26 protein-coding genes and 2 tRNA genes are annotated in these 26,021 nt (G+C 67.1%); 17 read left to right on the forward strand and 11 right to left on the reverse strand.

The window, feature by feature from the left end:
• Position 1 precedes the first annotated feature (1 nt).
• The 5 genes from mreD to ABD693_RS12590 all read left to right on the forward strand — a co-directional run bounded on the left by mreD (position 2) and on the right by ABD693_RS12590 (position 4,665).
• Entirely contained in the window at positions 2-523 is a 522-nt protein-coding gene (gene mreD, locus ABD693_RS12570; RefSeq protein WP_344697416.1) for a rod shape-determining protein MreD, read from the forward strand.
• Positions 520-2,421, forward strand: a complete 1,902-nt coding sequence (gene mrdA / locus ABD693_RS12575) for a penicillin-binding protein 2 (RefSeq protein WP_344697417.1) — start codon at positions 520-522, stop codon at positions 2,419-2,421. Before mreD ends, mrdA begins: the two co-directional genes overlap by 4 nt.
• Positions 2,418-3,533, forward strand: a complete 1,116-nt coding sequence (gene rodA / locus ABD693_RS12580) for a rod shape-determining protein RodA (RefSeq protein ID WP_344697418.1) — start codon at positions 2,418-2,420, stop codon at positions 3,531-3,533. Before mrdA ends, rodA begins: the two co-directional genes overlap by 4 nt.
• A gap of 85 nt (positions 3,534-3,618) precedes the next feature.
• A tRNA-Lys gene (locus tag ABD693_RS12585) sits at positions 3,619-3,694 on the forward strand.
• Between the two features lie 134 nt (positions 3,695-3,828).
• A complete protein-coding gene (locus ABD693_RS12590) occupies positions 3,829-4,665 on the forward strand; it encodes a sterol desaturase family protein (protein WP_344697419.1) in 837 nt (278 codons plus the stop codon).
• On the opposite strand, the gene ABD693_RS12595 is transcribed toward ABD693_RS12590, so the two are convergent.
• The 5 genes from ABD693_RS12595 to ABD693_RS12615 are packed head-to-tail and all read right to left on the reverse strand — an operon-like array spanning position 4,646 to position 8,838.
• Entirely contained in the window at positions 4,646-4,978 is a 333-nt protein-coding gene (locus ABD693_RS12595) for a hypothetical protein (RefSeq protein ID WP_344697420.1), read from the reverse strand. The two genes, ABD693_RS12590 and ABD693_RS12595, sit on opposite strands and share 20 nt — an antisense overlap.
• A complete protein-coding gene (locus ABD693_RS12600) occupies positions 4,975-5,925 on the reverse strand; it encodes an isopenicillin N synthase family dioxygenase (protein WP_344697421.1) in 951 nt (316 codons plus the stop codon). The genes ABD693_RS12595 and ABD693_RS12600 overlap by 4 nt, the downstream gene beginning before the upstream one ends.
• Positions 5,926-5,966: 41 nt before the next feature.
• Complete coding sequence (locus ABD693_RS12605) at positions 5,967-7,250, reverse strand: NupC/NupG family nucleoside CNT transporter (RefSeq protein ID WP_344697422.1); 1,284 nt, start codon at positions 7,248-7,250, stop codon at positions 5,967-5,969.
• A 29-nt stretch (positions 7,251-7,279) separates the two neighbouring features.
• Positions 7,280-7,855 carry an LOG family protein gene (locus ABD693_RS12610; RefSeq protein ID WP_344697423.1) on the reverse strand — a complete coding sequence of 192 codons (576 nt, stop codon included), beginning with the start codon at positions 7,853-7,855 and terminating at the stop codon, positions 7,280-7,282.
• On the reverse strand, positions 7,852-8,838 hold the full coding sequence (locus tag ABD693_RS12615; protein ID WP_344697424.1) for an adenosine kinase: 987 nt from the start codon (positions 8,836-8,838) through the stop codon (positions 7,852-7,854). Before ABD693_RS12615 ends, ABD693_RS12610 begins: the two co-directional genes overlap by 4 nt.
• Before the next feature lie 77 nt (positions 8,839-8,915).
• Here ABD693_RS12615 and ABD693_RS12620 point away from each other — a divergent pair, with 77 nt between their 5' ends.
• From ABD693_RS12620 to ABD693_RS12635, 4 genes are all read left to right on the forward strand, one after another.
• A complete protein-coding gene (locus tag ABD693_RS12620) occupies positions 8,916-9,572 on the forward strand; it encodes a queuosine precursor transporter (protein ID WP_344697425.1) in 657 nt (218 codons plus the stop codon).
• 198 nt (positions 9,573-9,770) lie between these two features.
• Positions 9,771-12,506 carry a TonB-dependent receptor gene (locus ABD693_RS12625; protein WP_344697426.1) on the forward strand — a complete coding sequence of 912 codons (2,736 nt, stop codon included), beginning with the start codon at positions 9,771-9,773 and terminating at the stop codon, positions 12,504-12,506.
• A 110-nt stretch (positions 12,507-12,616) separates the two neighbouring features.
• Positions 12,617-12,690: transfer RNA gene (locus tag ABD693_RS12630), tRNA-Gly, on the forward strand.
• A gap of 56 nt (positions 12,691-12,746) precedes the next feature.
• Positions 12,747-14,195 (forward strand): AMP nucleosidase, encoded by a 1,449-nt coding sequence (locus ABD693_RS12635; protein ID WP_344697427.1) that lies wholly within the window; start codon positions 12,747-12,749, stop codon positions 14,193-14,195.
• A 51-nt stretch (positions 14,196-14,246) separates the two neighbouring features.
• Here ABD693_RS12635 and ABD693_RS12640 read toward each other — a convergent pair whose 3' ends face one another.
• Positions 14,247-14,636, reverse strand: coding sequence for a hypothetical protein (locus ABD693_RS12640; protein ID WP_344697428.1), 390 nt, complete (start codon positions 14,634-14,636; stop codon positions 14,247-14,249).
• A gap of 160 nt (positions 14,637-14,796) precedes the next feature.
• Between ABD693_RS12640 and ABD693_RS12645 the strand changes: the two genes are divergently transcribed.
• Both ABD693_RS12645 and ABD693_RS12650 read left to right on the forward strand, forming a co-directional pair.
• Positions 14,797-16,104 carry a nucleotide sugar dehydrogenase gene (locus ABD693_RS12645; RefSeq protein ID WP_344697429.1) on the forward strand — a complete coding sequence of 436 codons (1,308 nt, stop codon included), beginning with the start codon at positions 14,797-14,799 and terminating at the stop codon, positions 16,102-16,104.
• 28 nt (positions 16,105-16,132) lie between these two features.
• Positions 16,133-17,422, forward strand: coding sequence for a sugar transferase (locus tag ABD693_RS12650; RefSeq protein WP_344697430.1), 1,290 nt, complete (start codon positions 16,133-16,135; stop codon positions 17,420-17,422).
• 4 nt (positions 17,423-17,426) lie between these two features.
• On the opposite strand, the gene ABD693_RS12655 is transcribed toward ABD693_RS12650, so the two are convergent.
• Positions 17,427-18,791, reverse strand: a complete 1,365-nt coding sequence (locus ABD693_RS12655) for an alpha-amylase family glycosyl hydrolase (protein WP_344697431.1) — start codon at positions 18,789-18,791, stop codon at positions 17,427-17,429.
• 101 nt (positions 18,792-18,892) lie between these two features.
• Here ABD693_RS12655 and ABD693_RS12660 point away from each other — a divergent pair, with 101 nt between their 5' ends.
• The 4 genes from ABD693_RS12660 (at position 18,893) to trmFO (ending at position 22,145) form a co-directional block, all read left to right on the forward strand.
• Positions 18,893-19,441, forward strand: a complete 549-nt coding sequence (locus ABD693_RS12660) for a GbsR/MarR family transcriptional regulator (RefSeq protein WP_344697631.1) — start codon at positions 18,893-18,895, stop codon at positions 19,439-19,441.
• Between the two features lie 90 nt (positions 19,442-19,531).
• Entirely contained in the window at positions 19,532-20,344 is an 813-nt protein-coding gene (locus ABD693_RS12665) for a fatty acid desaturase (RefSeq protein ID WP_344697432.1), read from the forward strand.
• Positions 20,341-20,787 carry a hypothetical protein gene (locus ABD693_RS12670; RefSeq protein WP_344697433.1) on the forward strand — a complete coding sequence of 149 codons (447 nt, stop codon included), beginning with the start codon at positions 20,341-20,343 and terminating at the stop codon, positions 20,785-20,787. Before ABD693_RS12665 ends, ABD693_RS12670 begins: the two co-directional genes overlap by 4 nt.
• 20 nt (positions 20,788-20,807) lie before the next feature.
• Positions 20,808-22,145 (forward strand): methylenetetrahydrofolate--tRNA-(uracil(54)-C(5))-methyltransferase (FADH(2)-oxidizing) TrmFO, encoded by a 1,338-nt coding sequence (gene trmFO, locus ABD693_RS12675; protein WP_344697434.1) that lies wholly within the window; start codon positions 20,808-20,810, stop codon positions 22,143-22,145.
• A 4-nt stretch (positions 22,146-22,149) separates the two neighbouring features.
• On the opposite strand, the gene ABD693_RS12680 is transcribed toward trmFO, so the two are convergent.
• From ABD693_RS12680 to recR, 4 genes are read right to left on the reverse strand one after another with little or no spacing between them, the layout of a single operon-like run.
• On the reverse strand, positions 22,150-22,677 hold the full coding sequence (locus ABD693_RS12680) for a BLUF domain-containing protein (RefSeq protein ID WP_344697436.1): 528 nt from the start codon (positions 22,675-22,677) through the stop codon (positions 22,150-22,152).
• Positions 22,625-23,077 (reverse strand): EF-hand domain-containing protein, encoded by a 453-nt coding sequence (locus ABD693_RS12685; protein WP_344697437.1) that lies wholly within the window; start codon positions 23,075-23,077, stop codon positions 22,625-22,627. Before ABD693_RS12685 ends, ABD693_RS12680 begins: the two co-directional genes overlap by 53 nt.
• A gap of 59 nt (positions 23,078-23,136) precedes the next feature.
• Positions 23,137-23,718: a hypothetical protein gene (locus ABD693_RS12690; protein WP_344697438.1), complete on the reverse strand. Its 582-nt coding sequence runs from the start codon at positions 23,716-23,718 to the stop codon at positions 23,137-23,139.
• 1 nt (position 23,719) lies between these two features.
• The gene (gene recR, locus ABD693_RS12695) at positions 23,720-24,316 is read right to left on the reverse strand and encodes a recombination mediator RecR (RefSeq protein WP_344697439.1); all 597 of its coding nucleotides are present in this window, start codon (positions 24,314-24,316) and stop codon (positions 23,720-23,722) included.
• 49 nt (positions 24,317-24,365) lie between these two features.
• Here recR and fmt point away from each other — a divergent pair, with 49 nt between their 5' ends.
• Together fmt and truA are read left to right on the forward strand one after the other, a co-directional pair.
• A complete protein-coding gene (gene fmt / locus ABD693_RS12700; protein WP_344697440.1) occupies positions 24,366-25,268 on the forward strand; it encodes a methionyl-tRNA formyltransferase in 903 nt (300 codons plus the stop codon).
• Entirely contained in the window at positions 25,265-26,017 is a 753-nt protein-coding gene (gene truA, locus ABD693_RS12705; protein ID WP_344697441.1) for a tRNA pseudouridine(38-40) synthase TruA, read from the forward strand. Before fmt ends, truA begins: the two co-directional genes overlap by 4 nt.
• Positions 26,018-26,021: the final 4 nt, after the last annotated feature.

The raw sequence follows: 26,021 nt of genomic DNA on the forward strand, positions 1-26,021 counted from the left end.
GATGGTCCGCTCCGCCCTCGGCCGTCCCAGCAGCATCGACCGCGGGCCCAAAAGGATCGCCCGCTTCGCCCCCGCGCTGTCGGTCGCATTCGCCTCGCTCATCCCGCTCCTGCCGATCATGGCGGAGGTCGGCTGGATGCCCGAGACCGGGTTCCTGCTGCTTCTCGCCTGGCGCCTCCTGCGGAGCGACGTCATCCCCGGCTGGTGGTCCGCGCCGCTCGGGCTGTGGAACGACCTCGTGCTGGGTCTTCCGATCGGGCTCAGCGTCGCCACATGGACCGCGGCGATGATCATCCTAGATCTCCTCGACCGGCGCACCATGTGGCGCGACTATTGGCTCGAGTGGTTGATCGCGAGCGGGCTGATCACGCTCGCCGAGCTTGCCCGGCGCGAGGTCGATGCGGCGATGGGCGCGCGCGCCGACTGGGGTGCCGTGCTGCCTTCGATCGCCATCGCCATCCTCGCCTTCCCGGTCGCCGCCTGGGCCGCGAGCGCGATCGACCGGTGGAGGCTCGGGCGATGAACCGCTTCACCAGCGTCCAGGCCGACATGGTCTTCTCGCGCCGCATGCTGGTTGTCGGCGGCGCGCAGATCGCGGTGGCGGGCGCGCTGATCGGCCGCATGGGCTGGCTCGCGATCCGCGAGAACGAGAAATATAACCTCCTGAGCGAAGACAATCGCGTCCAGCTGATCATCGTGCCCCCGCGGCGCGGCTGGATCGTCGATCGCCACGGCAAGGAAATCGCGACCAACCGCTCGGACTTCCGGGTCGACCTCATCCCCGAGCAGATGAAGGACAAGGACCGTACGGTCGCGCTGCTCACGCAATTGCTCAAGATCCCGCCCGACGAGGTCGACCGCATCAACCGGGAGCTTGCCGGCGCACGCACGTTCCAGCCGATCCAGGTCGCCGAGAACGTCCCCTACGAAGCCTATGCGGCGGTCACGGTGCGACTGCCCGAACTGCCCGGCGTCCAGCCCTCGCGCGGCTTCTCGCGCTACTATCCGGCGGGGCCCGCGGTCGGGCATCTGGTCGGCTATGTCGGCACGCCCTCGGCCGAGGATTACAAGAAGACCAAGGACCCCCTGTTCCTCACACCCGGCTTCAAGATCGGCAAGCAGGGACTTGAGAAGACGCTCGAACCCTATTTGCGCGGGGTGCCCGGCGGGCAGCGGATCGAAGTTACCGCGAGCGGTCGGCTGGTCAAGGAACTCGAGCCCAAACCCGACCGCAGCGGGCAGGCGGTACAGCTCACCATCGACGCGGGCCTGCAGGAATTCGCCGCGCGGCGGATGGGCGACGAATCGGGCGCGATGGTGGCGCTCGACGTCGAGAGTGGCGATGTCCTCGCCTTCGTCTCCATGCCTGCATTCGATCCGAACAGCTTCTCGAGCGGAATCGGCCGGACCGAGTGGAAGACCTTGTCCGAGGACGACCACAAGCCGCTGGTCAACAAGGTCAGCCAGGGCCTTTATCCCTCGGGTTCGACGATCAAACCGGCGATGGCGCTCGCCTTCCTCAAGCAGGGGGTCGATCCTCGCCAGCGTGTCCATTGCCCGGGTGGCCTGAGGATCGGCAATCGCTTCTTCAGCTGCGACGCGGTCCACGGATCGGTCGACATGCACGCGGCGATCGAGCGGAGCTGCAACACCTATTTCTGGGCGATGGGCCTGCGCACCGACCCCGAGCAGACGACCGAGATGGTGAATTATCTCGGCTACGGGCAGGAATTTCCGATTATGGGTCTCGCCAGCCAGCGCTTCGGGACCATGCCGAGCCCCAAGTGGCTCGAACAGAAGTACAAGCGCAAGTGGCAAGGCTACGACAGCGCCAACACCTCGATCGGCCAGGGCTATGTGCTGGTCAATCCGCTCCAATTGGCGGTGATGCCGGGGCGCCTGGCCTCGGGCAAGATCATCCAGCCGCGCCTGCTGATGGGCGCGCCGAGGCAGCCGGCCCCGGATGTCGCGGCCGATCCCGAACATCTGGTGATCATCCGCAACGCCATGTCGGCGGTGGTCAACGGCCGCGGCACGGGTGTCGGCTCGAAGCTCCCGCTCGACGGTGTGCTGATGGCCGGCAAGACCGGCACCGCGCAGGTCTACAAGCTGACCACGCGCGGCGTCGCCAACTCGAACTGGAAGCTGCGCGACCACGCTTTGTTCATCGCCTTCGCGCCCGCCGACAAACCCAAATACGCCATCGGCTGCATCATCGAGCATGGCGGTTTCGGCGCAGCCTCGGCGGCGCCGATCGTGCGCGATTGCATGACTTACCTGTTCGACTCCGAGAAGGCCTGGTCAGTGCTCGGCCCGCTCGAGCAGTCGTGGGGCGGGACGCTGGCCGAGCGGACCGCGCGCCGCGCGGCGGCGATCGAGGCGGCCGCCGCGGCAGCCCAGGCGGCCAAGAGCACGACATGATCTCGAGCGCGATCATTCCCCAGCCCCTCGCGCGTCTGCCGTGGCGGCTGATCTTCCTCGTCTGCGGGATCGGCGGCTTCGGGCTGATCAACCTCTACTCGGCTGCGGGCGGCGCGATCCAGCCGTGGGCGATGCGCCAGGGCGCCGCTTTCGCGGTCTTCCTGACGCTCGCCGTGGTCCTCTCGAACGTCCGCGAGGAACGGGTCAAGCAGGTCACAATCCCCATCTATGGCGCGATCGTCGTCATGCTGGTGCTGACCGACCTCCTTGGCTTCGTCGGCAAGGGCGCGCAGCGCTGGCTCGACCTCGGCATCATCCGCCTCCAGCCATCCGAATTCATGAAGCCCGCGATCGCGTTGATGCTCGCGCGCTTCTACGACCTCCTTCCCGCCGGCGACATGAAGAGCCTGCGCGCCATCTGGCCCGCCGCGGCGCTGATCGCGGTGCCGGCCGGCCTCGTCATCCTCCAGCCCGACCTCGGCACGGGGCTGATGATCTGTTTCGCGGGGGTCACCGTCATGTTCCTCGCCGGCGTGCCGCTGCGCTGGTTCCTGATCCCCGGCGGCCTGCTCGCCGCGGCGATCCCGCTCATCTACGAATTCCTGCTCCACGATTACCAGCGCAAGCGGATCGACATCTTCCTCGATCCCGAAAGCGATGTGCGCGGCGCGGGCTACCACATCATCCAGAGCAAGATCGCGATCGGTTCGGGCGGGCTGTTCGGCAAGGGCTTCCTCCAAGGCAGCCAGAGCCACCTGCAATATCTTCCCGAAGGCCACACCGACTTCGCCTTCGCGACGCTGGCCGAGGAATGGGGCATGGTCGGCGGCAGCCTCGTCATCATCGCCTACCTCTTCGTGATCCGCTGGTGCCTCGGCGTCGCGGCCAAGGCGACGACGCGCTTCGCCCGGCTGAGCTGCGCAGGGCTCACCGCCGTCCTGTTCAGCTATTTCGCGATCAACCTCCTGATGGTGATGGGCCTGGCACCCGTGGTCGGCATCCCCCTCCCCCTCATCAGCTATGGCGGTTCGGCGGTGATGACGGTGATGATCTGCCTTGGTTTGCTGATGAGTTTCGAGCGCCAGCAAAGAACCCGCTCAAGCTTTCACTAAAGAGGGTTGCGCGAGGGGCGAGGCACCGCTAGAGGCCCATCCGCACCCCCGCTGCAGAGCGGTCGGAGCCCTGCCGGATCGGCATGGACGCATAGCTCAGTTGGTAGAGCAGCTGACTCTTAATCAGCGGGTCCTTGGTTCGAGCCCAAGTGCGTCCACCATCCTTTTTCCTCTCCTACTGACGCGATGGCGCCGGCTTCCGCGGCGACGGTGCGCCGTTAAGCGGCCGGGTTAACCCTATTGCAGGAAGATCGCGGCAGAACGGCGCTCGCGTTTCATCGCCGAGGGTCTCCAGTTGCTTCCCGATCTCCTTCAGAACATCGCGACAACCATCGCGACCTTCGTCCTGGGGGCCGCGACCTGCACGCTGGTCGAGCTGTCGCTCTGCGCCGAGCGGCAGGGCTGGTCCTCGCGGCTGCGCGGATTCCTGTTCACATCGCTGTCGCTCGCCGCAGCGGTGCTGATGACCGCCCTCACCCAGCAGCTGATGCACGGCGCCCACCTCACGCCCTTGTTCGCGCTCGACCTTGCGAGCACGATCCACTCAAGCAATCCGCTGGTGATCACCTTCGGCTATACGGTTGCGCCGCTGATCGGCATCCTCGTCTATGACGTCGGCTATTACCTCTTCCACCGGCTCCAGCACACGGTTCCGTTCCTGTGGCGCTACCACGCGCTGCACCATTCGATCGAGGAGCTGAACGCCTTCAACTCCTACCATCATGTGTCGGAATATCTGTTCCGCATCCCGCTGCTGACGATCCCGCTCAACCTGCTGTTCGCGGTCAGCGAGCCGCAGGTGGTGATTACCGCCGCGCTCGTCTCGGTCGTCGGCAAGCTCGGTCATGCGAACACGCGGATCGATTTCGGGCCGCTGCGCTACCTCGTCACCGAACCGCGCTTTCACCGGATCCACCATTCGATCGAAGAGCGGCACTGGAACCGCAACTTCTCCTTCTACTTCCCGGTCCTCGATGTGCTGTTCAGGCCGGCCTACTGGCCCGCCAAGGACGAGTTGCCGCGCACCGGGGTCGACTATCTGCCGGAGGCGCGGAGCCTGAACGCGTTCCTCTTCCCTGCCGCGCCGCCCGAGGCCGCGCCCAGGGAAGAGCTCAGAGCTTCCGCAACTTGAAGGCCACGACCTTGCGGTCGTAGCGACATTCGAAGGACTGGCGCCCGGTCGCCCCCGTGGCGGTGCCCCAGACGGTCGCCTTGGTCGCACCGCGCTGCTCGATGTCGATGAGCGCGACCTCGCCATAGGGGGCCGCCTGGGCGCGGCAGGCGGCGGCGGCGGCGAGCTTCAGCCCCTCGTCGTTCTGATAAACGTCCTTGCCCTTCTGGCTGCTCCGCGCCGCGGCGCTGATCGCGCCAGCCGCCATGCCCGCGACGCAGCCGCCAAGCGCCAGGCTGGCGCCGAGAATGAGGACGATCGCGGCGCGCCTCACGCGAGCTTGATCTCGCGCAGGCGCTCCATGAGATAGTCGTGGCTGCTGATCGGCGGCCACTTGGGCTCCTCGCCCTGCCCCACGGTGCCGGGCAATGCCTCGATCATGAAGTCGGGGCGGAAGTGGAGGAAGAAGGGCATCGAATAACGCGCGTTGCTGGCCCGGTCCGGGGTCGGGTTGACGACCCGGTGCGGGGTCGAGCGCAGCTTGCCGTTGGTCAGCCGCTGCAGCATGTCGCCGATGTTGATGACGAGTTCGCCAGGCTTGGGGCTGACCGGGATCCAGCGCCCGTCGCGGGTCTTGAGCTCAAGGCCCGCTTCCTCGGCGCCCAAGAGCAAGGTGATGGTGTTGATGTCCTCGTGGGCGCCGGCGCGGATGTGCTCGCCGGTGGCTTCCTTCTGCGGCGGGTAGTGCAGCAGGCGCAGCACCGAATTGCCGTCGCGGACGGTGTCGGTGAAATAATCCTCGTCGATCTGCAGGTAGCGCGCGATCGCCTTCAGCACCGTGACGCCGGTGCGGTCGAAGGTATCGTAGAGCTCGAGGAAGGTTTCCTTGAAGCCCGGCACCTCGTCCGGCCAGACGTTGTCGGCCATGACGTCACGGAAGCTGTGGCCCGGGGTCAGCTCGCGCCCGACGTGCCAGAATTCCTTGAGGTCGTGCGCCTTGGCGCCCTTGGCGGTCTCGATCCCGAACGGCGTGTAGCCGCGCGCCCCGCCCGACCCGAGCGCATATTTGCGCTTGGTTTCCTCGGGAAGCGCAAAGAACTCCTTCGCCTTCTCTTCGGCCCGCGCGATCAGCTCGTCGGGGATGCCGTGATCGGCGAGGACGGCGAAGCCATATTCCTCGAAGCTCTTGCCCAGATGCTGGGCGAAGGCGTCGCGATCGGCGTCGGCTTCCTTGAGGCTGACGGAGGCGATGTTGTCGGCGGTGAGGGTGTCGGTGCTCATGGCTCCGCCTCTACCCCCAAGCCGTTCTTCCGCCAAGACTTCTACGGCAGCATGATCCCGGCCAGCGCCGCGCTCATCAGGTTCGCGAGGCTACCGGCGAGCAGCGCCTTGAGGCCAAGCCGCGCGATCACCGGGCGCTGGTTGGGCGCAAGACCGCCGGTGACCGCCATCTGGATCGCGATCGAGCTGAAGTTGGCGAAGCCGCACAGCGCGAAGGTGACGATCGCGCGGCTGCGGTCGGTCAGCAGCGCCGCGGCGCCCTTGGCATTGCCGAGTTCGATGAAGGCGACGAATTCGTTCAAGACAATCTTGGTCCCGAACAGGCCGCCCGCGGTGCCCGCCTCGTTCCACGGCACGCCGATCAGATACATGATCGGCTGGAAGGCGAGGCCGACGACCCGCTGGAAGCTCAGGCCCTGGAAGCCGAACCAGTTGCCGACCCCGCCGAGGATGCCGTTGGCGAGCGCGACGAGCGCGACGAAGGCGAGCACCATCGCGCCGACCGCGACCGCGAGCTTGACGCCGGTCTGCGCGCCCTGGGCGGCGGCCATGATGATGTTGGCGGGCTTCTCGCCCTCCTCGAAGGTCTCGGCGATGTCGATCGTCTCGGCCGGCGGACCCGCTTCGGCGCGCGCCTCGGCGTTGGTCGGCGGGAGTTCGGCGCGGACGTCGGGCATGACGATCTTGGCCATGAGGATGCCGCCCGGCGCCGACATGAAGGCGGCGGCGAGGAGATAGGGCAGGTAGGTCTCGCCGAGCAGGCTCGCGTAGGCGGCGAGGATCGTGCCGGCGACGCCCGCCATGCCGACCACCATTAGGGTGAAGAGCTGCGGCGGGGTGAGGCTGGCGAGATAGGGACGGACGACCAGCGGGCTTTCCGACTGGCCGACGAAGATGTTGGCGGCCGAGCCCAGTGCCTCGACCCGGCCGATGCCGGTCAGCCAGCCGATCGCGCCGCCGACCCAGCGCACGATGCGCTGCATGATGCCGAGATAATAGAGGATCGAGACGAGCGCGGCGAAGAAGATGATCACCGGCAGGGCGCCGAGCGCGAAGGTGTTCCAGAGCGCCGGGTTGTTTTCCTTGGGCCCGAACAGGAAGGCGGTCCCCTCCCCGGCATAGCCGAGCAGGTTCGAGACGCCATGCGCCATGCCCTGGATGCCCGCGCGGCCCCATGGCGTATAGAGGACGAGGAAGGCGATGCCCGCCTGCAGCGCAAAGGCGGCGGCGACGACGCGGAGGCGAATCGCCTTGCGGTCGCTCGAGAAAGCGAAGGCCACGAGCAGGATCGCGGCGATCCCGAGCAAACCGAACCAGTGATTCATTCTTGAGTCCCCGCCCCCTGGCAGTGTGATTACCAGACCATGCCTTGCGTAGCGTTTGCCGCGGCTTCGTCCAGCCTGTCGAGCGCTTCGCCCACGCCGTCGGCGATCATCAGCTGGCGGCGCCGGTCGGGCGACAGGAAGCCGCTCGCCGAGACATGGTCCATGAAGTCGCCGAGCCCGCTCCAGAAGCCCTTCACATTGAGCAGGCAGAACGGCTTGGCGTGATAGCCGAGCGCGTTCCAGGTCCAGGCCTCGAACAATTCATCGAGCGTGCCGATGCCGCCGGGCAGGCAGACGAAGGCGTCGCACAGCTCGGTCATCTTGGCCTTGCGCTCGTGCATGCCCGACACCTGATGGAGCTCGGTGAGGCCGAGGTGGGCGACTTCCTTGTCGACCAGCGCGGCGGGAATGACTCCATAGACCTTGCCGCCCGCGGCCAGCATCTCGTCGGCGACGAGGCCCATCAGCCCGAGCTTCCCGCCGCCATAGACGAGGTCGATCCCGCGCGCGGCCATGGCGCGGATGAGTTCGACCGCGGCCTCGGCAAAGACCGGATCATTCCCCGGCGCGGAGCCGCAATAGACGGCGATTCGGCGGATGGTCACAGCTTCACCAGTTCCTTGAGGTCGGCGACCGGGCGGGCACCGAAATGGCTGATGATCTCGGCGGCGGCGATCGCGCCGGTCATCAGTTGCCGGTCGATCCCGTGGCCCTTGGCGCGCGCGGCAAGGAAGCCGGCGGCGAACAGATCGCCCGCGCCCGTCGTGTCGACGACTTGGGAGACGGAAATGGCGGGCACCTCGGTCTTCTCCCCGCCCTCGAAGGCGAGTGCGCCGGCGGGGCCGCGGGTGAAGACCAGCGTCTTCACGCTCTGCGAGAGCCGCGCCACCGCCGTGTCGAGGTCGGCCGCGCCGGCCAGTTGCAATGCTTCCGATTCGTTGGCGAAAATGAGGTCGATCCCGCCGCCCGCGATCAGCTGCTGGAGCGGCTCCTTGCGGCCCGGCAGGCAGACGCTTTCGGACAAAGTGAAGGCAACGGTGCGCTCGGCAGCATGGGCGATGTCGATCGCCTTGAACATCGCCTGGCGCGGCAGCTCGGGACCGAACAGATAGCCTTCGAGATAGAGGATCGAAGCGGCTTCGACCTGGGCCTTGTCGACGGCGTCCGGTGACAGGAGATGCGCCGCGCCCGGGCAGGTGTTCATCGTCCGCTCGCCGTCGGGCGTCACGAGGATCAGGCAGCGGCCCGTCGCGGCGCCATTGCCGAGCGGCGGCGTGTCGAAGCGCACGCCCAGCGCGCGCATGTCGTGGGTGAAGATCGTGCCGAGCTGGTCGTCCGCGACCTGGCCGACGAAGCCGACCCTGGCGCCCATCGCGGCCGCGCCCGCCATGGAATTGGCCGCCGAGCCGCCGCTCGTCTCGCGCGCCGAGCCCATCGCATCATAAAGCGCGATCGTCTCGTCCTGGCCGAGCAGCTGCATGGCGCCCTTGGGCAGGTTGAATCGCTCGAGGAACTCGGGCTCGCAGGTCGCGATCACGTCGACGAGGGCGTCGCCCATGGCGAGGATGTCGAGATTGGGGGAAGTCACGAGGGCGGTCGGTTAGGCATGCGACCCGCGACGGTCAATGTTGCACTTTGATTTCGAGCCGTTACGCCTCCGCCCCCATGGAACATGACACCGCCTCCGGAACCCGCGCGCTTTCGCCGAGCCTGTTCGCTTTTGCCCTCTTCTACGGAGGCATGGTCTGCATCGCCGGCGTGCTCGGCAACAAGCAGGTGGCCCTGGGGCCGCTCGCGGTCGAGGCGGGAATTTTCGCCTTCCTCCTGCTGGTGGTGACGAGCTCGACCGTCGCCGAACTGCACGGCCGCGCGGTCGCCAACCGACTCGTGCTGTGGGGATTCGTGCCGCTGCTGATCTCGGCCGGCCTCGCGGTGCTGGTCCTCGCCCTCCCCGCCTCCCCCAAGATGGAGCCCGAACGGCTCGTCGCGTTCGAGACGATCATGGGCTCGAACCTCCGGATCTGGCTAGGCGGCCTCATCGCGTACGGTACCAGCCAGGCGCTGAACGTCACCATCTTCAGCGCGCTCAAGGGCCGCGAGGGCGCCAGGCTGCTGTGGTTCCGTTCGGCGGTCGCCTCGGTGCTTAGCCAGGTCGTCGACACCCTGATCTTCGTCACCGTCGCCTTCTACGGCGTGTTCCCGATCGGCACCCTGCTCGCCGGGCAGATGCTGGCCAAGGTGGTGCTCTCGATTGTGTTCGTTCCGCCACTCATTCTGATGTTTGTGCGCCTCGGACGGAAGCTGGACCGCAACGTCACTTGAAAATGACAGTTTAAGCTGCTGTTACCCGGCGCGAGTCGCGGGGGTGGCGACGGGCTAGCGTTGTTTTGAAACAACACGGATTACGCAAAAAGGTGAGGCCGACCGGTCGTCACCTTTTTGTCTTAATCCAGCCCTAGCGGCCCCAGTGAACTGATCGAACAAGAGTCAGTCCCTTACCAAAAGCATCGGGGTTCAAACGTGAAAAAGCTTATTCTGCTGTGCACCACCGCGGCTGCCACCTTCCCGACTGCCGCGTATGCGCAGTCGACGGGTACGCAGGAGACCGAGAAGGACACGATCGTCATCACCGGCACCCGCCGGCAGCCCGGCACCGCCGGCGTGGTCGTGCAGGACTCGACCAAGGCCAAGGGCCTGATCACGCAGGAACTCATCAGCAAGCAGAACCCCGGCCAGTCGGTGCTTTCGAGCATCAACATCATCCCGGGCGTGAACTTCACCCAGAACGACCCCTACGGCAGCTCGGGCGGTAACATCCGTATCCGCGGCTTCGACGGCAACCGCATCAGCCTGACGCTCAACGGCGCGCAGCTCAACGACAGCGGCAACTACGCCATCTTCTCGAACCAGCAGGTCGACCCCGAGCTGATCGAGCAGGTCAACGTCAACCTCGGCGCGACCGACGTCGACAGCCCCACCGCCTCGGCGGCCGGCGGCACCGTCAACCTGCGCACCGCGCTCCCGACCCGCGACCAGCAGGTCCGTATCGCGCTGTCGGGCGGCAGCTTCGACTTCCGCCGCCTGTTCATGCAGATCAACACCGGCGACCTGACCGCCTCGGGCCTGCGCGCCTGGGTGTCGGGCAGCCGCACCAACTACGATCACTGGCGCGGTGACGGCACCATCCAGAAGACCCAGTTCAATGCCAAGGTCTATCAGCCGCTCGGCACGCAGGGCGACTTCGTGACGCTCAACGCGCACTACAACGAGAACCGCAACAACAACTACAACAACCCGACGCTCAGCGACCTCCGCTCGATCTTCGGCACCACCGACGTTCCGGCGACCTACGCCAACCGTCCGACCGTCGTGGGCAACTACAACGAGCAGCAGTGGGATCGCCTCGACCAGCTGTCGTTCCCGAAGAACTGCCTTGCCGCCAACGGCACGATCCAGACCCGCCCGACCCCCGTCCAGGGCACCGCGCAGTCGGATCCGTCGACCTGCTTCACCCCGGAAGGCCCGCTCGCAAGCCAGGGCATCGCCAACAAGCTGTCGGGCCAGATCAACCCGTCGAACACCGGCAACATCGGCCTCCAGTCGCGCTTCACGCTCGGCCAGGGCCTGATCCTGACGGTTGACCCGACCTATCAGTACACGCTCGCCAACGGCGGCAGCCAGACCGCGCTGATCGCCGAGAACAGCTACCTGCTCGCGCAGGGCCAGCCGGCCGGCGGCGTCGACCTCAACGGCGACAACGACATCCTCGACACGGTGGTGCTGGGTCGTCCGTCGATCACCAACACCAACCGCTTCACGCTGGTCAGCTCGCTCGTCTTCCGTCCGAGCACCGCGCACACCTTCCGTCTGAGCTACACCTTCGACCGTGCGCGTCACCGCCAGACCGGCGAATACAGCTACACCGACCAGAACTTCCGCCTCGACAACCCGTTCTTCGGCCGCAACGGCCGTCCGGTGATCACCGCGGCGGGCACCGTGCTCCAGAACCGCGACCGTCTCTCGATCGCGCTCCTGAACCAGCTCTCTGGGCAGTACATCGGCCGCTTCATCGACAACCGCCTGCGCGTCGAGCTCGGCCTGCGTTCGCCGTGGTTCCAGCGTAACCTCGACCAGCGCTGCTTCACCCCGGCCGCCGGTTCGGGCTTCCCGGACTGCCTCGTCTCGACCGCGGTCTCGACCAACGGTCCGAACTCGGGTCGCTACGTCGTGCCGAACAGCTACGCGCCGCCCGCGGCCGGCCTGCTCGGAACGCCGGAATATGCCCCGTTCAAGGCCAAGTATAAGTTCCACAAGCTGCTGCCGAACGTCGGCGCGACCTTCGCGGTCACCGACGCGATCAGCATCTTCTCGAGCTACTCGAAGGGCTTCTCGGCGCCGCGTACGGACAACCTGTATCGCCAGCCGTTCATCAACATCACGCCCGAATCGACCAACAGCTACGACTTCGGTGCGCGCTACGTGAGCCGCGCGCTGCAGATCGAGGCGACTGCCTGGAAGATCGACTACAAGAACCGCATCGTGTCGAGCTTCGACCCGATCACCAACGTCTCGATCGACCGCAACGTCGGCAAGGTGAAGAGCTCGGGCTTCGACGCCAGCGTCGGCACCCGCGTGGCGCCGTTCCTGAACCTCATCGGGAACGTCAGCTACACCAAGGCCCGCCTGCAAAGCGACCTCATCATCGGTGCGTTCAACTACGTCCCGGTCGCGATCCCGGCCGTGATCGATCCGGTGACCGGCCAGCCGACCACCGTCGCGATCCCGCGCAACGTCACGATCCCGACGTCGATCACCGGCCTGACCTACATCTGCAACGGCCTTCCGAGCCCGCTGCCGACCGCGTCGGGTGTCTACACCTACAACGTCTGCGCGCGCACCGCGGGCAAGCAGGTCGTGGAAACGCCGAAGTGGCAGGTCGGCGGCCGCGCCGAGTTCAGCTTCAACCCGGTCACCTTCGGCATCCAGGCGAAGTATGTCGGCAAGCGTTTCGCCACCGACGTCAATGACGTGGTCAGCGCCGCCTATACGTTCGTCGACCTCGACGCCCGCGTCGGTCTGCCGATGATCGCGAACAAGCGCAGCTACGTTCAGTTCAACCTGAACAACCTGTTCAACGCGCGCTACTTCGGCAACCTGTCGACGCAGATCAACGCCTACGGCTTCAACGCCCAGGCGCCGCGCTTCACGCCGGTGGCGACGCGTTCGGCCATGCTGACGCTCAACATCGGCCTCTAAGGCCTCGGTCTCACGACCAACCGGAAGGGGCGTCGCTCGAAAGAGCGGCGCCCTCTCCTTTTGTGCCCTTGTGCCGCGCGAAACGCTGTGGCAACCGGCCAGCCGGCGCCGCGGGTATGATGTAATGGTAGCCTGTCAGCTTCCCAAGCTGAACGCGCGGGTTCGATTCCCGCTACCCGCTCCAGCCGTTTCGCAACATTGCTGCCCTTGCCCTGCCACGAAGTTGGGCTACACGGCGCCATGTCTGACATCGAAACGATCCTCGACCAGCTCGAGACCATTTTCGACCGCTCCGTGCAGAATCTGCGGCGTGCGCTCATGGCCTATGTCCGCGAGGGCATCCGGCCCGAGGCCGCGGCCCGCAACGACGGCCGCTTCGCTTATCCGGAGCTGCGGATCGACTACGACCCGACGACTCCCCCGCCGCTGCCGGCCCGCGCCTTCGCGCGCCTGAACCAGCCTGGCGTCTATGTCGCGAGCATCGCGCGGCCGAAGCTCTTCCGCGACTATCTGCGCACTCAGCTCGAGCATCTGTCGCGCGACTATGACGTGCGCATCAGCGTCGGCCTGTCGGCGAGCGAAATCCCCTATCCTTATGTCCTCGACGGGTCCGAGGACCTGGCGCTGGGCGGGATCCAGTCGGCCGAGCTTGGGCGCTGGTTCCCGACGACCGAGCTCGTCCACATCGGTGATGAGATCGCCGACGGCGACTGGGACGCGACCCGCCACTCGGCCCGCCCGCTCGCGCTGTTCGACGGGCCGCGGACCGACTTCAGCCTCGCGCGGCTGCGCCACTACACCGGCACCCCGACCGAGCATTTCCAGCGGTTCGTCTTGTTCACCAACTATGTCCGCTACGTCGACGAGTTCGTGCGCTTCGCCGCCGAGGAACTGCGCGCCGAGGGCAGTCAATATCTCGGACTGTCGGTCCCGGGCGGGCGCTACGATCCGGGCGAGCTCGACAACGCCGAGGAGGAGATTGCCGGCGGGTCGTGGCGGCGCTTCCAGATGCCCGCCTATCACCTCATCGGCCCCAACGGCGACGACGGAATCACGCTGGTCAACATCGGCGTCGGCCCGAGCAACGCCAAGACGATCTGCGACCATATCGCGGTGCTGCGGCCCGAGGTGTGGCTGATGATCGGCCACTGCGGCGGCCTTCGCCCGAGCCAGACGATCGGCGACTACGTCCTCGCCCACGCCTATCTGCGCGACGACCATGTGCTCGACGGGATCCTCCCGGTCGAAGTTCCGATCCCGGCCATCGCCGAAGTCCAGACCGCGCTCTACAACGCGGCCGCCAAGGTCACCGGCGAGGATGAGGAGACGCTCAAGAAGCGGCTTCGGACTGGAACCGTGGTCACCACCGACGACCGCAACTGGGAACTTCGCTACACCGCGAGCGCACTGCGCTTCAACCAGAGCCGCGCGGTGGCAATCGACATGGAGAGCGCGACCGTGTCGGCGCAGGGCTACCGCTTCCGCGTGCCTTACGGGACCTTGCTCTGCGTGTCGGACAAGCCGCTCCACGGCGAGCTCAAGCTGCCGGGCCAGGCCAATGCGTTTTACGAGCGGGCGATCAGCCAGCATCTCCGGATCGGGATCGAGACGCTGAACCTGCTTCGCGAGGAAGGCGACGCGCTCCACAGCCGCAAGCTGCGCAGCTTCGACGAGCCGCCGTTCCGGTAAGAAGGAAAGGAATGTCGTCCCGGCCGAAACCGGGACGACGTTCGAAGGGCCTTAGCCGCGCTCACCCGCAGCACGCGCGGGCGGCTGCTGCTGGTTGACGGCGCTGGCGAGCCAGCGGCTGGTCGCGCCGCAGCTGCTGGTCGCGGTCACGCTCTGGCCGGCCTGGAAAGCCTGCTGATAGGGGAAGCACTCGCTCGCCGTCCCGGTGCGAAGGCAGAGCTGGCCACCCGTGGCGGTCCAGCTGGCCGGGATCGCATTGCCGCTCGGCGTGGTGATGGTGGCTGAGCCACCCGGCTGGAAGGTGATGTTGTTGACGACGCCGTTGGTCTCGACCTGAAGGGTCTGGCCGGCGATTTCCGAACCCGGAACCCACTGCGCCGCAGCGCTGCCGGCGATCATCGACACGGCGGCGAGGCCGGCGACGATGGACAATTTGGTCATAAATGCGTCCTCCACTCTTACTTCTTTAGCGATGCATGTGCGGCCACCCGGCCGAAGTGAGGGCGCCCGATGCGGTAACCTACGTTGCGCCGGATCGGTTGCAAAGTCCAAAGCGCGAATGACGGATCATTCTTGCCTTGTTGTTCTGCTGCACACCTTTATGGACCCGTCTCGAACGGATTTGGGGTTTTTTACCGTGTCGGATCAGCGGATTGTTGTCGTCGGGCTTGGCTATGTCGGGCTCCCCTTGGCCGTGGCGCTGGCCAATCACGGAGAGGTGCTCGGCTTCGATATCGACGAGGGCCGGATCAGCGAACTTAGCCAGGGCCATGACCGCACCCGAGAGATCGAGGCCGACCGTCTCGCCGCCTCCTCGCTTCGGCTGACGAGCGACCCCGCCGAAGCGCGCGGCGCCGACGTCTATATCGTCACCGTGCCGACCCCCGTCGACGGCTCGAACGTTCCCGACCTTCGCCCGCTCATTTCGGCGACCCGCAGCGTCGCGGCCATGATCGATCCCGAGCGGCCTGCGGTCGTGGTCTACGAGAGCACGGTCTATCCCGGCGTCACCGAGGACATTTGCGGGCCCGAGCTCGAGCGCGCCGGCAACCTCAAGCGGGGCACCCACTTCCGCCTCGGCTACAGCCCCGAGCGGATCAACCCGGGCGACCGCGAACATACCGTCGACCGGATCGTCAAGGTCGTCGCCGGCGAGGACGACGCGACCTCGGCGCTGCTCGCCCGCATCTATGGCGCGATGAACGGCGGCAAGATCTTCGCGGCCGCCTCGATCAAGGCCGCCGAAGCCGCCAAGGTGATCGAGAACGCCCAGCGTGACATCAATATCGCCTTCATCAACGAGATCACCCAGATCTTCGCCAAGCTCGACCTGTCGATCTGGGATGTCCTCGCCGCGGCGCGGACCAAGTGGAACTTCCTGCCGTTCGAGCCGGGCCTCGTCGGCGGCCACTGCATCGGCGTCGACCCCTATTATCTCGCCCACCGCGCGCGCGAACTCGGCCACGAGCCGCGCATCATCCTCGCGGGCCGCGAGACCAACGACCAGATGGGCGCGTGGATCGCCGATCGCCTCCACGAGAAGCTCGGCAACAAGGCCAAGCGCGTCCTCGTGCTCGGCCTCACCTTCAAGGAAAACGTGCCCGACCTTCGCAACAGCCGGGTGATCGACGTCATCCGCCGCCTCGAATGGCTCGGGCACGAGGTGCTGGTCGCCGATCCCCTCGCTGACCCGGCAGAGGCGCAGCACGAATACGGCCTGACCCTCACCGACCCCCAGGCGCTCACCGACAAGGTCGACATGGTGATCGGCGCGGTGGCCCATGACAGTTACAAGGCGATCGGCGAAAACGAGCTCGCCGCCATGCTCGGCGATGGCGGAATGGTGGCCGATCTCAAGCGCTTGTGGCATAAGGGCGATGCGTCGGCCGTGCCGGTGTGGACGCTGTAGAGATTAGCTCGACCGGGCCAGTGATCGCATGATGATGCTTGAAACCTCCCCGGTGAAGCGGGTCCGGCGCGGCGGCTGGCTCGCGCGCCGGCGCGTCCAGCTGATCGGCGCGATCCTGCTCGCGGCGCTGGTGCCGTTCGCGGTCCGGCTGTTCTTCACGCCATCGAGCCTGTGGATTTCGTCCACCAACGCCTTCTACGCGAACGTCGTCGCGGTGGTCATCGCCTTCTGGCTCCGGCTCAGCGTCGAGCCTTACCCCGGCATCCGCTCGAGCCTCGTCATCGCCCCGACCTGCGCCGTGGCCCATGCCGTCGTACTCGCCTTCTTCTTCTTCACCCGCCTGCCCTACGACCGGACCGCCTTCGTGCTCGGCTTCCTGCTGCACGTCGCCTGGTTCTACGTCGTCTATTTCCTCGTCCAGCGGCGCCACATGCTGCAGATCGGCGTGGTGCCGGTCGGCTCCTACCGCCAACTGGAGCGGATGGATCAGGTCGGCTGGATCCGGCTCGACGGCCCCGACCTCGAGGTCGCGCGCCGCTGCGACGCCATCGTCGCCGACTTCAATGCCGACCTCTCGCCCGAGTGGGAGCGCTTCCTCGCCGACGCCGCGCTCGCGGGCCTCATCGTCTACCAGGTCAAGCCGCTCGCGGAATCGCTGACCGGCCGGGTCGAGGTCGACCATCTGTCCGAGAACAGTTTCGGCTCGCTCGTCCCCGCGCGCGGCTATTTCTACTTCAAGACGGTGATCGACTTCGTTGCCGCCGCGATCGCGCTGCCCGTGCTGCTGCCGATCCTCCTGGTCGCGGCCGCCGCGATCAAGTTCGACGACGGCGGTCCCGTCTTCTTCCGCCAGCGCCGGATCGGCCACCGCGGCCGCGCCTTCCCGGTGCTCAAGTTCCGCACCATGCGGGTCGACGCGGGCTCGGGCAGCGACGCGCGCAAGCTTGCCATGACCGGCGATTTCGACCCGCGGATCACCAAGGTCGGCGCCTTCCTGCGCAAGAGCCGGATCGACGAACTCCCGCAGATCTGGAACATTCTCGTCGGGCAGATGAGCTGGATCGGGCCGCGCCCCGAGGCCGAGGTGCTGTCGCACTGGTATGTCGGCGACATCCCCTTCTACCGCTATCGCCACGTGGTGAAGCCGGGGATCACCGGCTGGGCGCAGACCAACCAGGGGCACGTCACCTCGGTCGACGCGATCAACCGCAAGCTCCAGTACGACTTCTACTACATCAAATATTTCTCGCCGTTTCTCGACCTGCTGATCGTCTTCAAGACGCTGCGGACGATGCTGACCGGTTTCGGCGCGCGTTAGGCGCTCATTCTACCGTCAGCAGGCGGTAGCTCCACGGCGCCATGGCGAAGCTGGTGGCGGCATCGACCCTGATCGACTGGCCGGTGTCGAAGTCCTGATAGGTCCCGTCGGCGAGGCGCTGGGTGAACTTCACCGTCTGCGGCATCTTCGAGAAATTGAACAAGCCGAACACGCGCGCATTGCCGGTCTTGCGAACGAAGCTGAAGACCTGTTGCGCGTGGTCGTTGGGAACGAGCACCATCCGCCCGCCCCATGGCGCATTCCACATCGCGCGATTGCGGCTCTTCAAGGCGGCGAGCTTCGTGAACAGCGCGCGATTGGGATGCTCGCGCCAGGCGATGGGGTCTTTTTCGAAGAATTTCAGACGCTTCGGATTACCCGCTTCCTCACCGTTGTAGATGAGCGGAATGCCCTCGCCCGCGAAGCTCAGCACGTGGACCTGCGTCAGCGCCGGGCCGAACACCTCGGCGCCGGTGCCGTGCCAGGCGTTCTGGTCGTGGTTCTCGGCATAGACCATCCGCATCGAACCCGCCGGCCACGCGCTCTCGTTCTCGCTGAAATAGCCGTAGAGCGCGCCGGTGTCGGCCTTCCCTTGCGCGATGTCGGCGAGCGCATTGTACCAGGCCCAGCCGTAGGTCGCGTCGAAGGCCTTGGTGTGGAGATCGCGCATCTGCGCCTCGCCGAGCATGAAGACCGGCTTGATCTTGTCAGCCTCGGCGCGGACCTTTTCCCAGAAGTCGAGCGGGACATAAGCGGCGACGTCGGCGCGGAAGCCGTCGATGTCGGCGGTCCGGACCCAGTAGAGCATGCTCTCCGCCATATACTGGCGAAGCCCCTCCTTCGAATAATCGAAGTCGATGATGTCGGACCAGTCCCACCACGGCGTCGGGCGGAAGTCGCCCTTCCAGTCGCGGTCGTACCAGTCGGGGTGCTGCGTCACGAGCGGGTTGTCCCACGCGCTGTGGTTGGCGACCCAGTCGATGATGACCTTCATCCCCTGGCCGTGCGCGGCGCGAACGAAGGACTGGAAGTCGGCGAGGCTGCCGAGCTGGGGATTGACCGCGCGATAGTCCCTGACGCTGTAGGGCGAGCCCAGCGTGCCCTTGCGGTTCTTCACCCCGATCGGCTGGATCGGCATCACCCACAGGATGTCGACGCCCATCGCCTTGAGGCGCGGCAGCCGCGCTTCGGCCGCCTTGAACGTCCCCTCGGGCGTGAACTGGCGGGTGTTGATCTGGTAGATCACCGCGTCCTTCGCCCAGTCGGGATGCCTGACGCCCGAGAGGTCCTGCGGGGCGTACGGCCCGGCCAGCGCGGCGGAAGGAAGGGCGGCGGTCGCCAGGGCGGCGGCAAGGAACAGACGCTTCATCGGCGGAGTGAAGCACCTCGCAGCGCCGCCCGCCAGTCACTGCACACGTATTCATGGCGCGCTTGTCTTCTTCAATTTCTGTTGATACAGAAATGACTGCAATGAGAATCGTCGATCATCCCGACGCCAAGGCGTTCATCCTCCACTGGGGCGAGATGGGGACCCAGTGGGGCGTCAACCGTTCGGTCGCCCAGCTGCACGCGCTGCTCTACCTTTCCGACCGGCCTCTTCATGCCGAGGAAATCGTCGAGCAGCTCGGGCTTGCCCGCTCGAACGTCTCGACCGGGGTGCGCGAGCTCCAGGGCTACGGGATCGTGCGCCGGGTCCATGTCGAAGGCGATCGTCGCGACCATTTTGTCGCCGACACCGACCTGTGGGACATGCTGATGAAGATCGCGGCCGAGCGGAAGCGGCGCGAGATCGACCCCACCGTCCGCTTGCTCGAGGAGCTTGCGGCCAAGCTCAAAAACGACCCCACCGCCCCGCCCCAGCTGCGCGAGCGGGTGACCCACATGCACGAGTTCATCGGTACGCTCGGCAATTGGTACGAGCAGGTCCGCAAGCTGCCCAAGCCGACGCTCGTCACCCTGATGAAGCTCGGCGCCAAGGTCGCCCGCTTCATCCCCGGCAGCGGTAAGGACTCAGGATGATCCAATAACACGAGCTGCGAGGGGCATCATCGCGGCATGGAGTTTCGGGAATTTCAGAAACGTTTGAAACTGCAGACAGGGAGCAGGATCATGGGAAAGGACGCAGACAGGGTCGCCAGGGACAGGCTGCGGCGGATCGTGCGGTGGCAGGATCTGGTGGCGATGCGGCCCGCCGACGGTTTCGTCGAGTGCCTTCACCCCCTGCCCTGGCTTGGCTTGTCATGGTGGGCCCATGCGCAAGGGTGGTGGCCGCTCGGGATCGCCGCCGCCTTCATGTTCTTCCTGACCGCGCTGCGGCTCAACCATGAGGCGATCCACCGGTCGCTCGGCTTCGGACGCGGCGGCCATCTCGCCGTCCTCCATGGCTTGAGCTTCCTCATGACGGGATCGAACCACGCGGTCGCCTTCAACCACATGCATCATCACGCCCATGTCGGCGAGCCCGACGATCACGAAGGCGCCTGCGGCCGGATGAGCATGGGCAAGGTGCTGTTGTTCGGGCCGCTCTTCCCATTCCAGATGCACTGGTTCGCCTGGACGCGGGGCAAGCCAGAGACGCGGCGGCGGATGGCGATCGACGGCGGGTTGAACGCGCTGATGCTGGCGCTTCTCCTCGTGCCGGGGCTCGAATTCCTCCGCTGGCACGTCGCGCTGATGATCGTGGCGCAATGCATGACGGCCTTCTTCGCCGTGTGGATCACGCATCATGACTGCGAGGACGGCCTGTTCATGGCCCGCACGCAGCGCTCGAGGCTCGTCAACCTGCTGAGCTACAACATGTTCTTTCACCTCGAGCACCACCTCTTCCCCGCCGTGCCGGTGAAGCGGCTCGCCCGCCTCGCCGACCGCATCGACGCCGCCGTCCCCGCTTACGCCATCCAGGCGCGCCGGGTGCTGGGATGAGTGGGTATCGCGAGCCGCGCGCCGCCGCTCCGAACCGGGTCGGCGGGGTCCTCGTTTCGGCGATTATCGCTGGCCCCCTCGTCCTGATTGAAGCCGTGGTCACGCCCTTCTTCATCATCCTCCTGACGAGCCCCGGCGCGCTCCGTGGTCCGTGGGACCTCGGGACGCTGTTCTGGGGGCTTTTGCTGGCGATGGTCGTCGGCTTCCTGCCCGGTCTGATCGCAAGCCTGATCGGCACCGCCTTCATGGGGGCGTTGACGGAGGATAGCGCATTTGCGCGCCGCAGCTCCGCCTGGATGCTGGCAGGCTTCGTGCTGGCGCTCCCCGTCGCCATCTTGGTACCCGGAGTTCCGCCGCTCGCCGCAATCCCGCTGTTCGGAGTCGCCGGCAGCATCTGCGGCTATGTCTGCTGGCGCTTCGAGCATCTTTCGCCTTTGCCCTGATCGGCGCTAAGGGCCTTGCCATGCACGACATTCACATCATCGGCGGCGGGCTCGCCGGATCCGAGGCCGCGTGGCAGCTGGCGAACGCCGGGCTCAAGGTGCGGCTGAGCGAGATGCGCGGCGGCGGGGACACGACTCCGGCGCACGAGAGCGACCGGCTGGCCGAGATGGTCTGCTCGAACAGCTTCCGCTCGGACGATGCGGACAACAATGCCGTCGGCCTCCTCCATCAGGAGATGCGGCGGATGGGCAGCCTCGTCATGGCCTGCGCCGATGCGACCAAGGTGCCCGCCGGCTCCGCCCTTGCGGTCGACCGCGAGGGCTTTGCAGCGCGAGTCACGCAGGCGCTCGAAAGCCAGCCCAACATCACCATCGTTCGCGAGCGCGTCGACGCCCTCCCCGACCACCCGGTGATCGTCGCCACGGGCCCGCTGACCGGCTCGGCGCTGGCCGAATCGATCGCCGCCGAGACCGGCAAGGGCGCGCTCGCCTTCTTCGACGCCATCGCCCCCATCGTCCACGGCGACAGCATCGACATGAGTATCGCCTGGAAGGCGGCGCGCTGGGGCAAGGGCGGCGACGACTACATCAACTGCCCGCTGACCCGCGAGCAATATGACGCGTTCGTCGCCGCGCTGAATGCCGGCGAGAAGACCGAATTCAAGGATTGGGAAAAGGACACGCCCTATTTCGAGGGCTGCATGCCGATCGAGGTCATGGCCGAGCGCGGCGTCCAGACCCTGCGCTTCGGCCCCCTGAAGGGTGTGGGGCTCGACGATCCGCGCACCGGTCGCTGGCCCCATGCCTGCGTCCAGCTCCGCCAGGACAATGCCAGCGGGACGCTGTGGAACATCGTCGGCTTCCAGACCAAGTTGAAGCATGGCGAGCAGGTCCGCATCTTCCGCACCATCCCCGGGCTCGAGAATGCGGAGTTCGCGCGGTTGGGCGGAATCCACCGCAACAGCTTCATCCGCTCGCCCGAATTGCTCGACCGCCAGCTTCGCCTGAAGAGCAAGCCCAACGTCCGCTTCGCCGGCCAGATCACCGGCTGCGAAGGCTATGTCGAAAGCGCCGCCATCGGCCTCATCGCGGCCCGGTTCGCGGCAGCCGAGGCACGGGGCGGGGAGCTTGCCACCCCGCCCAACGTGTCGGCGCTGGGCGCCCTCCTCGGGCACATCACGGGCGATGCCAATCCCGAGACGTTCCAGCCGATGAACGTCAATTTCGGGCTGATGCCGCCGCTGCCGGAGCGCTTCAAGAAGGCCGACCGCAAAAAGGCCTATACCGACCGCGCCCGCGCGGCCTTCGGCGAATGGCTCGCGGCGACCGGCCAGACGGAGGTCGCCGCCGCGGCCTGACCGCTCAGACTTCGACGCTGATCAGTTCGACCATTCCGGCGATCCGCTCACGGATGGTGTCGGGCATGCCGGCCGGAAGCGACTCGAGCACATCGTCGTGCGCCTGCATCCGATCGGTGCTGACCCGGACGAGCTTCATCGCCCAGCCCGAGAACAGCCGCTCGTCGGCCATCTGCGTTTCGCGGATCTCGACCGCGCTGTGCCGGGGATCGCGGCGAAGCCGCTCCATCAGCTCGTCGAGCGTCTCGGGCGCGCCCTCGATCCACTGGAGGAAGTGCGTTCCGTTGAACAGCAGGAGCCCCGTCACGCCATCGAGCGCGTTGAGGTCGCGGGCGGTCTGACCGATATCGAACAGCTGCTCGACGCTCAGGTCGAGAGCGGCCATGCTGGTGTAGGCAAGACGCTTGTACTTCACACGGATACCCTTCCGGACCTTGCTGTCCGCGGGAACATTAATCGAACGCCAACCCATTGGCAAATCAGCAGGAACAGACCGCCTTGCGCTTGGGCGCCTTGGGCGCGGTGCTGGCATATTCGGCCGGGGTCAGCCAGCCCGAGCGATCGTCGTCGGCCTCGGCGAACTTGCCGATGGTCTTGGTCGCCCATTCCTCGAAGCTGAGCGTCCCGTTGCCGTCCTTGTCGAGCTTGGCGAACGCCTTGCGTCGTGGCTCGAGCAGTTCGGCGGCGGTGATCCGGCCGTCGTCGTCCTTGTCGGCACGGGCGAAGCGCTTCTCCTCGCGTGATTTGGGCGTGGCGACGAGCGGGGCCCGGAATCCGGGCGTGGCGGGCACGGCGGCGACCAGCGGCGCGGCAGCGGCGGTGACCGCGGGTGCAGGCGGAAGCGACGGCTCGGCGGCGCGACTGGTGAAAAACAGGAAGGTGCCGGAAGCGAGCAGGATGGCGGCGCCGGCGCCGAGGGCGAGAGAGTTCATCGCAAGTCTCCACGAGACTCGATCCGGCGCACCCACTGTCCGCTAGTTGTTGCGCCTCGTCAACGACCCGTCAGCCGGTGCCGGATCAGGGTCCACGAGCGTCCCGGCGTCGCCTCGCGCTCGGGCGGCCAGAAACGCGCCGCGTCGCGCCGGCCGAGCGCGTCGAGCGCGGTGACGGGCCGGGCGGGCCGCGGTGAGGACGGCGTGTCGGTCCGCGCCAGCCATGCCGAATCTCCCGAGCGCCGGGCCAGATCGGCACGCGAGAAGGCCTCGCCGCCAGGCGCCTCCACGCCGAGCATTCGCCCGAGCAGGCCAAACAAGGCCTGTCCTCGCGGCGCCGCGTCGGGCACCTCGTCGAGCACGGCGAGCCAGCCCTCGGGGAGGCTGGCGAGAGCGGCACCGGTAAGGCCCACCGGAAACAGCTCGCTCGCGACCTTCATCAGCAGCGGTTCGGGCGGGGCAGGCTGGGTGTCGAGCGCCGCCAGCTGGTCGCGCCACCAGGTGAGCTTGATCGCGCCGAGGGCCGGCTGGGTCGCGCCGAGTGCCACTTCGGCCAACCGGTCGTCGAGCGTGAGAAGGGTATCGAAGGCCGGCCGGAGCGATTCGGGCCAGTGCAGCCGGAGAAGATCGCGGTCGCGCATCTCAGGCGACGGGGCGGCGCGCGCGCAGCGCCTGCGCCAGCGTCCCCTCATCGAGATAGTCGAGCTCGCCGCCGACCGGCAGCCCGTGCGCGAGCTGCGTCAGCCGCACCGGATATTTCTCGAGCCGCTCGGCGAGATAATGGGCGGTCGTCTGGCCTTCGAGGGTGGCGTTCATCGCCAGCACCACTTCGTCGATCCCGCCCGCCGCGACCCGGCGCAGCAGCGGCTCGACCGACAGGTCCTCGGGCCGCACGCCTTCGAGCGCGGATAGCCGCCCCCCGAGCACGTGAAAGCGTCCCGGGAACAGCCGCGCGCGGTCGAGCGCCCAGAGGTCGGACACTTCCTCGACCACGCACAGGCTCTTCTCGTCGCGGCGCGGGTCGGCGCAGATGGTGCAGGGATCGCGCGTATCGACATTGCCGCAGATCGAGCAGGTCGACAGCCGCTCGGCGACGGTCTCCAACGCGGCAAGCAGCGGCATCAGTGCGCCCTCACGGCGCTTCATCAGGTGCAGCACCGCACGCCGGGCCGAGCGGGGCCCGAGGCCGGGAAGCCGCGCGAGCGCGCCGGCCAGTGCTTCAATCTCTTGGCTCGCCATTGGCAACCCATGTAGGAATTTCGCGCTCCCTAGGCCATAGGCGACGCCCATGCGCCTCATCTTCATGGGATCGCCCGCCTTCGCGGTGCCGACGCTCGACGCACTCGTCGCCGCGGGCCACGAGATCGCCGCCGTTTATTGCCAGCCGCCCCGCCCTGCCCAGCGCGGCAAGAAGCTCCAGCCGACCGCGGTCCAGGTCCGGGCCGAAGCGCTCGGCCTCCCCGTCCGTTCGCCCGAGCGGCTGCGCTCGGCCGAGGAGCAGGAGGCGTTCGCCGCGCTCGGGGCCGACGCGGCGGTGGTCGCAGCCTATGGCCTACTCCTCCCGCAGGCGATCCTCGACGCGCCGGCGCGCGGCTGCCTCAATGTCCATGCGAGCCTGCTTCCCCGCTGGCGCGGTGCCGCCCCGATCCACCGCGCGATCCTCGCCGGTGATGCCGAGACCGGCGTCACGATCATGCAGATGGAAGCCGGGCTCGACACCGGACCGATGCTGCGGGTCGGAACCACGCCGATCGGCAGCAAGACCGTGGGCGATCTGACCGACGAGCTGGCGGCGATGGGCGCCCGGCTGATGGTCGAGGAGCTGGCCGCCCCCTCCCCGCCCCGGCCGCAGCCCGACGAAGGTGTCACCCTCGCCCCCAAGATCGCCAAGGCCGAGGCGCGGATCGACTGGACCCGTGCGGCGGCCTTCACCGAGCGCCAGGTCCGCGCCTTCGCCCCCGCGCCGGGCGCCTGGTTCGAGGCGAATGGCGAGCGGGTGAAGTGCCTTGCGGCGACGCTCGTCAGCGGCGTCTCTGCGCCGCCGGGCACCGTCCTCGACGAGGCGCTGACCATCGCGGGCGGGACCGGTGCGATCCGCCCGACGCTCGTCCAGCGGGCCGGCGGCCGCCCGATGACCCCGGCCGAGCTCCTGCGCGGTTTTCCCATTCCTCCCGGCACGGTCCTCGCGTGACGCGTTGGAAGCTGATCCTCGAGTGGGACGGCGAGCCCTTCATGGGCTGGCAGCGACAGGACCACGGCCCCTCGGTCCAGGGCGCGATCGAGCGGGCCGCGCGGCAGATGACCGGCGAGGACGTCACCGCCCACGCCTCGGGCCGCACCGATGCGGGCGTCCATGCGCTCGCCATGCCGGTCCACATCGACCTCGAAAAGACGCTCGACGCGCACCGATTGCAGGAAGGCCTCAACGCGCTCCTGCGCCCTGATCCCGTCGCCGTCTTGTCGGCGGAAGAAGTCGCGCCCGACTGGCATGCGCGCTTCTCCTGCCTCGGCCGGCGCTATCTTTACCGGATCAGCAATCGCCGCGCGCCGCTCGCGCTCGATCGCGGCCGCGCATGGCGCATCGCCAAGCCGCTCGACCTCGCCGCGATGCAGGAAGCGGCGGCGCACCTCGTCGGCCATCACGACTTCACCACCTTCCGCTCGGTCAACTGCCAGTCGGACAGCCCGCTGAAGACGCTCGACCGGCTCGAGGTCGAACAAGTCGGCGACGAGATCCACGTTCACGCCGCCGCCCGTTCCTTCCTCCATCACCAGGTCCGCTCGATGGTCGGCTGCCTCGGCCTCGTCGGCATGGGGCAATGGTCGCCCGACTCGATGCGCGCCGCGCTCGAGGCCAGGGACCGCGCAGCGCTCGGGCTCAACGCACCGGCGGAAGGACTTTACTTTGCCGGGGCACTTTACGAAGGCCCGGACGCTTGAGCGC

Origin of the sequence: Sphingomonas rosea (assembly GCF_039538065.1) — a bacterium.
Lineage (GTDB): Bacteria > Pseudomonadota > Alphaproteobacteria > Sphingomonadales > Sphingomonadaceae > Sphingomicrobium > Sphingomicrobium rosea.